The organism is Undibacterium pigrum (genome assembly GCF_003201815.1).
In the GTDB taxonomy this organism is placed as follows: Bacteria; Pseudomonadota; Gammaproteobacteria; order Burkholderiales; family Burkholderiaceae_D; genus Undibacterium; species Undibacterium pigrum.
The window spans coordinates 859832-872198 of record NZ_QJKB01000002.1 but is presented as its reverse complement, the minus strand read 5'-3'; the positions used below and the strand labels follow the sequence as shown (position 1 = coordinate 872198).

The 12367-nt window shown below is 51.2% G+C and carries 14 protein-coding genes, 3 tRNA genes and 1 riboswitch; of the genes, 7 read left to right on the top strand and 10 right to left on the bottom strand.

Annotation, left to right across the window (positions count from 1 at the left end):
* From DFR42_RS10910 to DFR42_RS10895, 4 genes are all read right to left on the bottom strand, one after another.
* On the bottom strand, positions 1-92 hold a 92-nt coding region (locus tag DFR42_RS10910), incomplete at its 3' end, for a GTP-binding protein (RefSeq protein WP_005434227.1).
* Positions 93-170: 78 nt separating this feature from the next.
* Positions 171-245: transfer RNA gene (locus DFR42_RS10905), tRNA-Thr, on the bottom strand.
* A 33-nt stretch (positions 246-278) separates the two neighbouring features.
* A tRNA-Gly gene (locus DFR42_RS10900) sits at positions 279-352 on the bottom strand.
* 48 nt (positions 353-400) lie between these two features.
* A tRNA-Tyr gene (locus DFR42_RS10895) sits at positions 401-485 on the bottom strand.
* 289 nt (positions 486-774) lie between these two features.
* Between DFR42_RS10895 and DFR42_RS10890 the strand changes: the two genes are divergently transcribed.
* Complete coding sequence (locus DFR42_RS10890; RefSeq protein WP_110254959.1) at positions 775-1371, top strand: TetR/AcrR family transcriptional regulator; 597 nt, start codon at positions 775-777, stop codon at positions 1369-1371.
* On the opposite strand, the gene DFR42_RS10885 is transcribed toward DFR42_RS10890, so the two are convergent.
* Positions 1368-2117 (bottom strand): MgtC/SapB family protein, encoded by a 750-nt coding sequence (locus DFR42_RS10885; RefSeq protein WP_110254958.1) that lies wholly within the window; start codon positions 2115-2117, stop codon positions 1368-1370. The two genes, DFR42_RS10890 and DFR42_RS10885, sit on opposite strands and share 4 nt — an antisense overlap.
* Before the next feature lie 168 nt (positions 2118-2285).
* Positions 2286-2423, top strand: a riboswitch (yybP-ykoY riboswitch).
* A 79-nt stretch (positions 2424-2502) separates the two neighbouring features.
* Here DFR42_RS10885 and DFR42_RS10880 point away from each other — a divergent pair.
* Genes DFR42_RS10880 through DFR42_RS10870 form a run of 3 tightly spaced genes read left to right on the top strand, consistent with a single transcriptional unit; the run spans position 2503 to position 4298 of the window.
* A complete protein-coding gene (locus DFR42_RS10880) occupies positions 2503-3072 on the top strand; it encodes a TMEM165/GDT1 family protein (RefSeq protein WP_110254957.1) in 570 nt (189 codons plus the stop codon).
* Between the two features lie 56 nt (positions 3073-3128).
* Positions 3129-3491 carry an arsenate reductase (glutaredoxin) gene (gene arsC / locus DFR42_RS10875; RefSeq protein ID WP_110254956.1) on the top strand — a complete coding sequence of 121 codons (363 nt, stop codon included), beginning with the start codon at positions 3129-3131 and terminating at the stop codon, positions 3489-3491.
* A gap of 6 nt (positions 3492-3497) precedes the next feature.
* Positions 3498-4298: a hypothetical protein gene (locus tag DFR42_RS10870; protein ID WP_110254955.1), complete on the top strand. Its 801-nt coding sequence runs from the start codon at positions 3498-3500 to the stop codon at positions 4296-4298.
* A 71-nt stretch (positions 4299-4369) separates the two neighbouring features.
* Here the strand turns inward: DFR42_RS10870 and DFR42_RS10865 are convergent, their stop codons facing one another.
* From DFR42_RS10865 to DFR42_RS10845, 5 genes are all read right to left on the bottom strand, one after another.
* Positions 4370-5014, bottom strand: a complete 645-nt coding sequence (locus DFR42_RS10865) for a LysE family transporter (protein ID WP_110254954.1) — start codon at positions 5012-5014, stop codon at positions 4370-4372.
* 93 nt (positions 5015-5107) lie between these two features.
* The gene (locus DFR42_RS10860) at positions 5108-6664 is read right to left on the bottom strand and encodes an HDOD domain-containing protein (RefSeq protein WP_110254953.1); all 1557 of its coding nucleotides are present in this window, start codon (positions 6662-6664) and stop codon (positions 5108-5110) included.
* A 58-nt stretch (positions 6665-6722) separates the two neighbouring features.
* Positions 6723-8351, bottom strand: a complete 1629-nt coding sequence (locus tag DFR42_RS10855; RefSeq protein WP_110254952.1) for a tetratricopeptide repeat-containing response regulator — start codon at positions 8349-8351, stop codon at positions 6723-6725.
* Between the two features lie 320 nt (positions 8352-8671).
* The gene (locus tag DFR42_RS10850; protein ID WP_110254951.1) at positions 8672-8869 is read right to left on the bottom strand and encodes a DUF2905 domain-containing protein; all 198 of its coding nucleotides are present in this window, start codon (positions 8867-8869) and stop codon (positions 8672-8674) included.
* Positions 8870-8930: 61 nt separating this feature from the next.
* Positions 8931-10100, bottom strand: a complete 1170-nt coding sequence (locus DFR42_RS10845; RefSeq protein WP_110254950.1) for a class I SAM-dependent methyltransferase — start codon at positions 10098-10100, stop codon at positions 8931-8933.
* Between the two features lie 73 nt (positions 10101-10173).
* On the opposite strand from DFR42_RS10845, the gene DFR42_RS10840 reads away from it, so the two are divergent.
* From DFR42_RS10840 to ttcA, 3 genes are read left to right on the top strand one after another with little or no spacing between them, the layout of a single operon-like run.
* Entirely contained in the window at positions 10174-10965 is a 792-nt protein-coding gene (locus tag DFR42_RS10840; RefSeq protein ID WP_110254949.1) for an SDR family oxidoreductase, read from the top strand.
* A gap of 13 nt (positions 10966-10978) precedes the next feature.
* The gene (locus DFR42_RS10835; protein ID WP_110254948.1) at positions 10979-11377 is read left to right on the top strand and encodes a dihydroneopterin aldolase; all 399 of its coding nucleotides are present in this window, start codon (positions 10979-10981) and stop codon (positions 11375-11377) included.
* Between the two features lie 44 nt (positions 11378-11421).
* Positions 11422-12351 (top strand): tRNA 2-thiocytidine(32) synthetase TtcA, encoded by a 930-nt coding sequence (ttcA, locus tag DFR42_RS10830; protein ID WP_110254947.1) that lies wholly within the window; start codon positions 11422-11424, stop codon positions 12349-12351.
* Positions 12352-12367 lie beyond the last annotated feature (16 nt).

Genomic DNA, 12367 nt, shown 5'->3' with positions numbered 1-12367 from the left:
GCTGCTGTCAGTGTGGTTTTGCCGTGATCAACGTGGCCAATTGTACCGACGTTTACGTGCGGCTTGGTGCGCTCGAACTTACCTTTTGCCATTTTGGACTCCTAACGATTTTGATGAGAATGCTCAGGCACGCGCCCGACAAATCAGACTTGAAAACACCAGACTAACCTTGGTGCCCTTGACGTGGATTGAACACGTGGCCTCTCCCTTACCAAGGGAGTGCTCTACCACTGAGCTACAAGGGCAGCTTGCTGCGCAAAACCCCGCGCAAGTAAAACTGGAGCGGGTGAAGGGAATCGAACCCTCGTCATAAGCTTGGAAGGCTTCAGCTCTACCATTGAGCTACACCCGCAAAGGCCACCACTTCAGCCGCTAATTTCTAAATTCAATTCTTTACCTGTGGTGGAGAGGGCTGGATTCGAACCAGCGTACTCAGAGAGAACAGATTTACAGTCTGTCGCCTTTAACCACTCGGCCACCTCTCCGCAGGGAACCCCGGATTATGGAGATACTCTCCCCATCTGTCAACACCTATTTGCAAATTCCTTCTCACGGGAAAGGATGCAATCGCCAAAAACCAGGCTAAGTAGTTGATTTTATTTGAAATTAACAAAACGATATGTTTTAAGCATATCATTTAAATTTTCATCTTTGTGGAAATCGATTCACGTTGCGCTCAGGACTTTGTTGTAATTTTCGTCATGACCACCACCATCTCCGCCGCCGCTCATCAGATCAGGCTATGATGCAGGCAACATATCGAAAACTTTTGCCATGGCCCGCACCCTCGCATCTGATCACCAACTGCAGCGCGACGATATCCTGGAAAAGGCAGCAACTGCTTTTGCCAACCACAGCTACCCAGGCACGTCCATGAGTGTACTGGCACAGACCTGCGGTACTTCCAAGGCCAGACTGTACCACTACTATCCCAGCAAAGAGGCAATCCTGTTCGATTTGCTGGACCGTTACACCAGAGTCCTGATTACCCTGGCAGAAAGTCATCAGGACTTGCCCGCCCTGATTGCCGCCTTCCTGGCAGAATATGAGCATTCCCAGACCCGTCATATCGCTTTGCTGAATGACGTGAAGTTCCTGGAGGCACCGCAGCGCCAGTTGATACTCGATGCCCAGAGAAAAATCGTCGACTTGTTTGCCGCCGCCATACAGCGCAGCTTTCCTGAACGGACTACGGCGCAAAACCGCAGTGCCATCACCATGCTGCTGTTTGGCATGATCAACTGGACCTTCACCTGGCTTAAACCACAACAGGACGCCGATAAAATTTCCTACGCTGATTTCGCCACATTGGTCACGCAAATTTTCATGCAGGGCATGCTGGGTGTGCCTGTCATCAAATGCGATAGCTAATTCCTGGCATGGGCGATCTGGTAAAACTCCACGCCTTCAAATGCATTCAGTTCCACTGAAAGCTCACTGATCCTCGTTGCCAGTTTGCGGCTTAAACCGACGGCAACAAAGCGCCATTCTGTGCGGCCATCCTTGCAACTGATGTTCAGGGTACCGGTAGCAATTTCATAACCGCGTGCCAGCGCCATTTTGCGCATGGCATCTTCTGTCGGCAAAAAACCCCGGCGAAACTGCATAGTGATCGCCACTGCTGGCCTGGATGGCAACCAGGCTTCCAGCCTGGACACCCAGATCATGCAGGCAGCGGATAAAAATGCCAGCAAAATTGCCGCCGCATAAAAGCCCACCCCCACCATCACGCCTATGGCAGAAGAGGCCCACAAGGAGGCGGCGGTGGTCAAACCGCTAATGGTAAAACCTTCGCGCATGATGACGCCTGCACCAAGAAAACCTATGCCGGTGACTATGCCCTGTATGGTGCGCGAAGGGTCGAGATTGACGGGATAAAGTGCGCGCGAACCAAACCAGAAATCAGGGTAGCCGGAAATCACCACCAGGGCAGCAGAAGCCATGCACACCAGGCCATAAGTACGCATGCCGGCAGCACGGCCATGGTAAGAACGCTCATAGCCAACTACAAAGCCCAGCAGCATGGCACCAGTCAGATTCAGGAAGATGATCGCATTGGCATGCAATTCAGCCGCAGACCAGAAGCTCATGAAATAGCTTGAAAAAGATTGGGTCATAAGTGCGCCTTATTGGCTAAATTGTATGTTGATAGTGTAGCAATCGAAGCCTGGCTGAACCAGTAAAACATCGTCAAATGCGGCATCAAACTGATGTCAGATCGCCATCTGGCAACGACTCACACTCGGGCAGACTGACTTGCGGCTCAGGATGCGTTATAATCCGGATTCTCTTTCATTGGGGAGTAGCCTGCTCCGGTTAAATCCGGAGAAAACGCATCAACATACTTGGCCATCCGGTCATGGTGCGTTTGGTTCAGTCAGCGGCAAATAGATGAACGCACTGATTGTATCTGGCAAGACCTTTGATAGTTATGTTTCCGCTGACCAGGGATGGGGCGGGATATAGCTGTCATTGGACAATTGCCCCATCCCGCCTATTCTCATGGAAGCTTTCCTCGTCTCTGCACTAGCTGTCACTGTTGGTGAAATTGGTGACAAAACACAATTGCTGGCCCTGTTATTGGCTGCCCGCTATAAAAAGCCCGGCCCTATCGTACTGGGCATCCTGGTCGCAACACTGGCCAACCATACTCTTGCTGGCCTGATAGGGCAACTGGTCGCTACACATATCGATGCCACAGTCATGCGCTATCTGCTGGGCCTGTCTTTCCTGGCTATTGCTGCCTGGACGCTGAAACCGGATGAAATGGACGATGGCGGTATCAATGAAAGCCGGTACGGCGTTTTCTTGCTGACTTGCGTGACTTTCTTCATCGCTGAAATTGGCGACAAGACCCAGTTGGCGACAGTTGCGCTGGCAGCAAAATATTCTGACCTGACCATGGTCATCGCTGGCACCACCCTGGGCATGTTGATTGCTGACGTACCAGCAGTATTTCTGGGTAAGATAGCAGCACCAAACTTTCCCTTCAAATACGTGCGCTGGTGTGCTGCGGCAGTTTTTGCCATACTGGGCCTGCTGGTTTTACTGGGTATGGAATTCAAGTTTTGAATGCAAATGTAAATAGCCATGTTGACATGGCAAGACCATAGAATGATGATACAGACATGATTACGATTTACCACAATCCGCGTTGTTCAAAGTCGCGCGAAACGCTGGCGCTGGTGCAGGCACATGCGGATGAAAACCAGTTGGCCTTGCAAGTCATTGACTATCAAAAAGCGCCTTTGAATTTTGCTGAATTGCAAAGCCTGCTGACAGCCCTGGGCACCGACGATGTGCAAGCCATGCTGCGCAACAACGAGCCAGAATATGCCAGCCTTGAACTGGCAAAGGCAGATGTGGCAAGCGCCCTGTCTGCCATCGCTGCCCACCCGCATTTATTGCAAAGGCCGATAGTCACTTACCAGAATAAAGCGGCAATAGGACGTCCGCCGGAACACGTCCTCTCTCTTTTCAAGAAAGCCTGAGCCGCCATGTCAGAATTCAAACTTGCCGCTGGCAGCCACGTCAAATTTGGTTGTATTTCCACCCAGTTGTATCCCATCCTGCGCAACGGCCTCGCAGCAAATATGCCACGCCAGAATTTCCAGGAAGAAGAACCAGCCGCTCATGGCATCATGGTCGGCGAACTCATGGCTTATTTTGCTGCCTGTGCAGCATTTTGCAAGGCCACCAGCAAACTGCATCATGAGCATCAACAAGTGCTGGGTGAATTTGTGAATGCCCTGCAAAGCCAGCTCGGTGAAAAGCCACAGATGCCGGAACTGGAAAATATTGCGGTCGGTGCAGGCTTGCCGGTAATACTGGAAATTGAACTGGAAGAAGACTGTGTATTGATGGCAGATACCCACTTTGTCTCAGACAATGAAGCAGAAAAAAGCTGGAAGCTGTGGCGCAGCGGTAGCTTGTTACGCGATGGCGGCATACCAGCTACATGGATCAAGAAATTTTATTTCCCGCGCCTGCTGGATTATCGCGATGTCGCCAGCTCACGCAGCCCGCGCTCACTGGAACAAACGACCGACACTGCACTGATGGTAGGTGGACTCATGCAATCCTGGCACAAGGATACGCCAGCAGACTTATTGCATGCTTTCCGCAAACAGTATGGACGCATTAATTTTTCCCAGCATAGCAGCTTTGACGAAACTTTCCTGGAACGCTTCTTTAACCTGAATCCCATGCTGGACCCTGCAACACGTTTGCTGAATCAAATGACGATATGGCAAGACATGGATGCACTGGCCAAGAAACAGCAAATTCCTCTGGCCTGAAAAGACTGATCAAAAAAATCCCGCCGTGAATTTATTGAATTCACGGCGGGATTTTTTAATGTCTTAATAACTTAGCTGGATGGGCTGCGCTTGACGAAGAATAAGGCCGTGCCTATTGCCATCAATACTCCACCAAAAAAACGGTTCTGGCTCTTCAACCACTTGGGGTCGCGGAAGTAACGCTGCATGCTCGATGCTGCAAAAGCATAGCCATGCATGACTACCAGGTCAATCAGGCACATGGTCACCCCCAGTATCAATAACTGAGGTAACAGAGGTGCATCATGCGAAATAAACTGCGGCAATACAGCCACCATGAAGATGATGCCCTTGGGGTTAGTGGCGTTCGTCAGAAAGCCGGTCAAAAACCTTCTGGACATGCTGGGTACCTGCGTGCTGACGCTCGCCGTATCGTTGTCAGTCACCACGTCTACCCTGGCTCGCCATTGATTGATACCCAGATAAATCAGGTAAAGCGCACCAACAGTTTTGACCACACTAAAAGCAAATTCTGAAGCCATGAGGATGGAGCCTACACCGGCACCAGCGATAGCCAGTATCAACAAGAGGCCAGCTTGCAAACCCATGATAGTGCCACTGGTTTTTTTGACACCATAGTTGAGACCATGGGACATCGACAAAACAGCACCGGAGCCGGGTGAAACGGCGATAACACAAGCAGCAAAGAAGAAAGTAAGCCAGGTAGTAAAGTGCATGAGATTCGTCCCGCCAAGATAAGGTCAGATCATTGTAACCCCAAGGCATCATCCTCGCAGTCAGTACTAGCACTTATATCCTCAATGCTGAATTTAGCCGCGCATCATGGCTGCCAGCAACTGGCTCTTCAGTGTTTTTATGAGCGCGGTTTCATCTGGCGGCACACCTTCATCAGCATTGACATCCCTGTCAGCATAAAACAGGCCGAGTGACTTTTTCTGTATGACCAGTGGCAGGATGATGAAGCTGCGGGCATCTGGCAATAGCTGCTTATGCCAGTCCGGTAGCAGGTTTTGTATCTTGGGAACCGAGGCATCGGATATCATCAGATCGACATTATTGCTCATCGCCAGATGAAATAAATTCTGGTCAGGCTTGCCGCTGAAGGCAAAGCCTCTTTGTCTTTCCTGGTAATTTTCACCTATCGCCAGGCGTGCGACGTAGCGCACGGTTTGCAAGTCGCGCAGACAGACCGTGGCAAAGCGAAAGCCCATGCTGCTGTACAAGGTTTCCAGCACCAGCAAAATCAGGTCATTCAGTTTAAAGCTGTCAGATGCCAGCATTTGCGTCACATCCTGCACGCCGGCCAATAAAAGATCGCGTGCGTGCTTGGGCTTGCCGCTGGGATGCCGCTCATCATTCTGGATTTCTCCAGCTTCGTAATTCTGCAACAAGAGATCATTTGGCACACCATTGGTGGTGTTGTCATCGGCGTCACCGATATGAATATCGCCCATGGCAATATCCATGCTCTTGGCCAATTGCCTGGTCTCAGTCTCTACCTTGATGAGCATATCATCGAGTATGGCCTGGTCAAAATCCAGTGCCTTGCCATATTTTTGCAACAAGGGCTTGGCTTTTTCACTGAGGGTGCCAACACCGGCACTCATGATGGTGGTTGCCAGCGCATCACTGAAACTGGCCACCTGACGCAACCACTCGGCGCGAGTATTCACCTTTTTCAATTCGCCGCCAGGCAAGGGGATCAGCGATTGTATGATGGTGTCGGGGATCTTCCATTCCTGCAAAGCCATTTCACCAAAGCGCTCATAGCTGCAACCCAGCAGCGTGGAACTGGCATCCTGGGATGTGGTTTTTCCTGTCTGCAGCATAGCCTGTATGCGGCTATACAAGGGATGGTCATAGGATGCCACGAGTATCTTGCCGACATTTTTGAACAAGGCCGCCACCGCCGCTTCTTCGCCATCCTGAAAGCGCCCGCGCGCAGCCATTTCACGACCAACGATACTTGCGCACAAGGCCTGTACCAGTTCACGCCTGACACTATTGGCATGGCTTTTATCCTTGAAGCAATCGACCAGCAACATCGCCATGGCACTGGTCTTGATGCTGTTAAAACCCAGCAAGAATATCGCCCTTGAGATGGTGGTGACAGGTGCGCCGGAACTGGTGCGGTAGTGGATGGTATTGGATAACCTGAGGATTTTTTGTGTCAGGGCGACATCGGCCAGCACAAAATGCGCTAGCTTGGCAACCGGGTCTTCACTCGATGAAGTAATTTCAACAACTTTGCTTATTGAGACGCCCAAAGTCGGCAGACTGCTCTCTTCGTTGATTTGCTTGATCAGGCGATCACGCGGCAATTCTGGTGCGTGCTGGTCCAGATGTACAGAAGCTTGGATAGTCATGGTCTCCGCAACTACTTATTTTCTTAACAAGCCATTCTGAAGTCAGGCTGCCTCATTTTTACTTGGCCACACGGGCAGCATTGATACCGTATTTTTTCTGCAATTCATCATGCAAACCGCGTATTGCTTTCAGACGTGGATTCATAGGATCAAGACGACGGGCAGATTCAATCAGACTGCGCGCCAGTTCACCCGTAGCATGGTCCCAGCCCATGTTTTCCAGGCATTTCAAGGCAGCCAGTGCCGCATTCAAGACCACTTGCGGATTGTCAGGTGACTTGCGTGCCGCTGCTGCCATCAATTCTACCGAGCCACGGAAATCGCCTTGTTTGGCTTTTTGCACCCCCATGGCAACCAGGTCCATGACCTCTTTCTGACTGCGTTGTGCCAGCTCTTTACCCAGGTGACCTTTACCGGCGCTCTCAAATACGCCCATGGCCTTATTCATGACTTGCTGGTTACTGGCATTTTTCATGACATCGAGAATGATCTCGGAAGCATTATCTTCCTGATCATGTTCAAGACAACTTTTCGCCAGGCCCAGCTTGGCATCGGTAGACAAGCCTATGTCTTCGCGGGAAGCCGCCACGGCATTACCAAGTTCCTCGCCCAGCCTGGCATCGCCAGTCTTGGCATGGATCATGGCCGCAGAAATGGCACGCACTGCCGCAGTTTTCTTGAGGCCGGACATATTCTTTTCCAGGTCACGCACTACCGACTTGGCTTGTTCCATATCACCTTTTTTGACCAGGGCATCGACCAGGTTCAAATGATCTTCAGGGTCGCGGAATTCTGAAAACTTGGCCTTGCTGACTACTTTCTTCAAGACGCTCTCTGCCGTTTCTATATCACCGGTTTCCAGTGCGATCTTGCCCAGCTTGCGCAAACGCCTGACTGCATGGGGTGAGACACTGACAGCAACATCCAGCACCTCTTTTGCCTCAGGCAACTCACCCACCATTTCATGGGTCTTGGCCAGCCAGTCATAGGCATCCATGTATTTATTGTTTTCTGCCACCAGGTTTTTCAGTATATCTTCCGCTTCCTGGTATTTGCCCTGCATGAACAGGGTTTTCGCCAGACCCAGGCGGGCCCAGGCGACGGCTTTTAATTCAAATAAATATTTATATAATTCTTCAGCTTCGGCAGCCTCTCCCTGTATCACATGCAACTCGGCACGCAGACGCATGAAGTCAATGGCATATTTAGGGTAATCACGCTCACCATGATGGCAAGCCATGATGGCTTCAGGGATCTGGCCCTGCTCCATGAGCTGATGAACATCCACAAAGGCTTTGCGCTTTTCCAGCGCACGAATGACGCGCTCCAGCAGCATGTCGGCAGTAAAGGGTTTGAGCAGGTAATCGGAAGGAGCCAGCTCGGCAGCACTGACTACCTTGGCGTAAGAACGCTCAGCCGTCACCATGATGAAGATGGTAGACAAGGGAGCCAGCTTATGGTGGCGCATGTCTTCCAGCAGTTGCTGACCATCCTGGCCCACACCCAGGTCGTATTCGCACAAGATCAGGTCAAACACCTTGGCTTGTATGGTGCGCACAGCCGTACCGGCAGAAAGCCCGTGTTCTATCTTGGTAATGCCGCACAGATTCAGCATATTGTGCAAACTGACCCGCATGCCTGCATGCGGTTCAACGAGCAATGCCCTGATGTCGCTGAGTTCGCTCATTTCTACCTTTGGCGTAATTTATTGTTGATCTCGCTGTAGTGCGTGCCAACCTGTCATCCCCGGCCGGCAAACCCCGTTAAGCCTGATTTGGCTTAAATGATCATTTCATTATATTGAAGTGACGGCGCATTAATATGGAAACTTTACCCCTATGCGGCAACAATGTTGCAAGGCTTTAACATATTTAACGCATTCGATGCTGTTTCAACGCTAATCTGGCGTCGTTGCATCTCCCAAACCTCACCTGGGTACTAAAGTACTGTCTGCGTTGATGACGCCTAGCCGGGGACGCCAAGTCATATTAGCGTTGAAATAGCCTCTTATTTGAATATCCGCGCCAGCAAAAGGACAAACAGGGAAATCAGGATGGTGGAGGCAAAAGGGAAGGAGAAATTGCGGCCAAACAGTTTAAAACGCACATCGCCCGGTAAACGGCCTATGCCCAGCTTTTCCAGCCAGGGCAGCAGGCTGGAAAACACCACGACGGCGATAAAGATGGTTAATACCCAGCGTAACAAAGCCTGCTCCCGTTTAAGTTACCTCGAGGAAATTTTTCAATGTAAATCAAATCCCCAGCCATCATAAGCGGTGACTGCGGTCCAGGCGTAATAAATTTTCGGGCAATTCCACGCCCTGCCCCATGACCAGCACTTTGAACAACTCTCCCATTTCCGCTGGCGACACCAGCTTTTGCAGCGCATTAGCCTGTGGCAGGTAATCCATGACTTGCTCTGGTGAGGTACGCGCCAGCACATCGGCTATGCCAGCCGCTGTCAAAAAGCTGGCCTGGCTGGTGTAATTCAATAACTCCAGCCCTGCCGACAAACCTGCCCTGGCCATGGCGGTAAAGTCAACATGGGCGGTGATGTCCTGCAAACCTGGCAAGTAAAAGGGATCAGGGTGGGCATGATGGCGGTAATGGCACATCAGGCTGCCTTGCTGGCGCTGTGGATGATAATACTCGGCCGCCGGGAAACCATAATCTATCAGTATCGCCGCTGCTGGCTTGCCGCTGGCGAGCAGCATGGATGCCAGGCTGTGCATGAAACCACTGGCGATCGCATGGACTTCCGTCAGATAACCGACCGGCAATTCATCTGCATAAGGAATTTGCGCAATCTTGTCTGAACTGCATGCCTGTGGCTGTTCACGGAAAATCAGTCTGGGCGCACTATCTTCATCGACCACCGCCACGCCGACCTCATGCCAGCCATCTGCCGTCTTGATAACCAGGTCAACCGGCATGGCATCCAGAACCTCATTTCCCAGTACTATGCCAGAAAAAGAGTCTGGCATTTTTTGCAACCATTGCACTTGTGGAAAGCCTTTCAGCAATTCTTCCTGACGTGCACGCAGTTCGCCGGACAATTCCACGATAAAATAGCGTTCTATCGCGATTCCAGACAATTGACATTCCGACAAAAAATCCAGGGCGAGCTTGCCCGTGCCTGCACCGAACTCCATGACTTCGGCGGCAGTTTGGCTGAATAACTGACTTGCCAGCCTGGCCAGGGTGGCTCCAAATAGCGGCGACATTTCCGGCGCGGTTGTAAAATCACCGTCTTTGCCTAATTTTGTGGCACCGCCGCTGTAATAGCCTAGGTCAGGCGCATACAGCGCCAGTTCCATGTAGCGCGAAAACGGTATCCAGCCCTGATGTTGATGGATGTCGTCGATAATCAGTTGTTGCAAGGCAGATGAAGCGGCCAGCGCATCATCGCCAGGCACAGGTAGAGATAATTTATGCATAGCCGCATTGTATTGAAAACACAGTAATCCTTGTCAAGAATTTCCATGAGCGACGTATAAGCAGCATCAAGATATGAACAATAAGCACACAAACCGCACAGCACTGATCACCGGTGCCGCCAAACGCATAGGGCGGCATATCGCCCTGCATATGGCGCGGCAGGGTTGGGATATTCTTGTCCATTATGGCAATTCAGCAGCAGAAGCACAGACCCTGGTGACAGAAATCCAGGCAATGGGGCGTCGTGCACTTGCCTTACAGGCCGACCTCGCGAATGAAACAGCAACACGTGCCTTGCTGCCTGCAGCGATAGCCGCCATGGGCAAGATAGATTGCATCGTCAATAATGCCTCGCTATTTGCAGAAGATGATGTGCACAGCTTCAGCCACGCCAGCCTGGTCAGGCATATGCATGCCAATCTGGCGGCCCCTGTGATACTGGCGCAAGCTCTGCATGCGGCAACAGCAGATGGCGAACAAACCTGCGTCATCAATCTGCTGGATCAGAAGCTGTATAACCTGAACCCCGATTTTTTGTCTTACACCCTGTCCAAGGCAGCACTGCAATGTGCGACGACAACACTGGCGCAGGCACTGGCCCCTAAAGTGCGCGTAGTTGGCGTTGCACCCGGCATCACCATGGAATCGGGCCATCAAAGCACGGCAGATTTCCAGCAGGCGCACCAGGTCACACCGCTGGGCAGGTCAAGCACACCTGAAGATATTGCCCGCACAGTCTGTTTTCTGGCGGACAGCCCTGCCATGACCGGCACTACTATCCTCGTTGATGGCGGCCAGCACCTTATTCCCTTGCAGCGCGATGTCATGTTCCTGGCGACTGCAAACCAATCTATTTCACCTTAATCCCGGGACCACCATGTTATCCATCCTGCACCACCCCCAGCTCTCAGACTGCCGCCGCCTGTTCTTGCGCAATTATGAAATTTCCATCAACATCGGCGTGCATGAGTTCGAGAAAAAGGGCGAGCAACGCGTGCTCTTCAATGTGGACCTGTATATCCCGCTGGCCCTGTCTACACCAAAAGATGATCAGCTGGAAGAAGTCGTCGATTATGATTTCATGCGCTGCACGATAGCCGACCGTATTTCCAAAGGCCATGTCCACCTGCAGGAAACCCTGTGTGATGATGTCGCGACTATCATGCTGGCACACCCAAAAGTACGCGCTGTGCGCATCTCTACCATGAAGCCGGATGTCTATCCAGATTGCGAAGGCGTAGGCGTAGAAGTATTCAAGATCAAAACTGACATCTAAACATTATCATGCACGCTCTTAATGAAACACTCACTGAAACATTGATGGATGCCCCGGCAGAAGTAAAAGCCACGGCCACCACTACCGCCAAGTCACAAGAAAAAATCACCTACGAAAACAATAAACTGCACAAGCGCTTATGCCGCCTGGTTGGCCAGGCGATTGGTGATTTCAATATGATAGAAGAAGGCGACAAGGTCATGGTGTGCCTGTCTGGTGGCAAGGACAGCTATGCCCTCCTGGATATCCTGATGACCCTGCGTGAACGTGCGCCCATCAATTTCGATATTGTCGCGGTTAATCTCGATCAAAAGCAACCAAACTTCCCTGACCATATCCTGCCAGCCTATCTGGAAAAACTGGGCATACCCTACCATATAGAAAACCAGGATACCTATAGCATAGTCAAGCGCCTGATCCCTGAGGGCAAGACAACTTGCTCACTGTGTTCACGCCTGCGCCGTGGTATTTTGTATCGTGTGGCCGATGAACTGGGCGCAACCAAGATCGCGCTCGGCCATCACCGTGACGATATCCTGGAAACTTTTTTCCTGAATATGTTCTTTGGTGGAAAACTCAAGGGCATGCCAGCCAAGCTGCAATCCGACGATGGCAAACACATCGTCATCCGCCCCCTGGCCTATGTCAAAGAGTCTGATACTGAACGTTATGCCGAAGTCAAAAACTTCCCCATCATCCCCTGCGATTTATGCGGCTCGCAAGAGAATCTGCAGCGCAAGCAAATCAAGGGGCTGATGCGTGAATGGGACAAAAAATTCCCTGGCCGCGTGGACAATATTTTTGCATCCCTGTCCACCGTCGCACCTTCACATCTGATGGACAAGAATTTGTTCAATTTCACGGATTTGAAAATCGATGGTGAGGCGAATCCGAATGGTGACATCGCTTTTGATGATGAACCTTGTGCAACACCTGCTGCGGGTGTGATTTCTTTGCATCTGGATCAGGATTGAATCAAAATTCATTGCA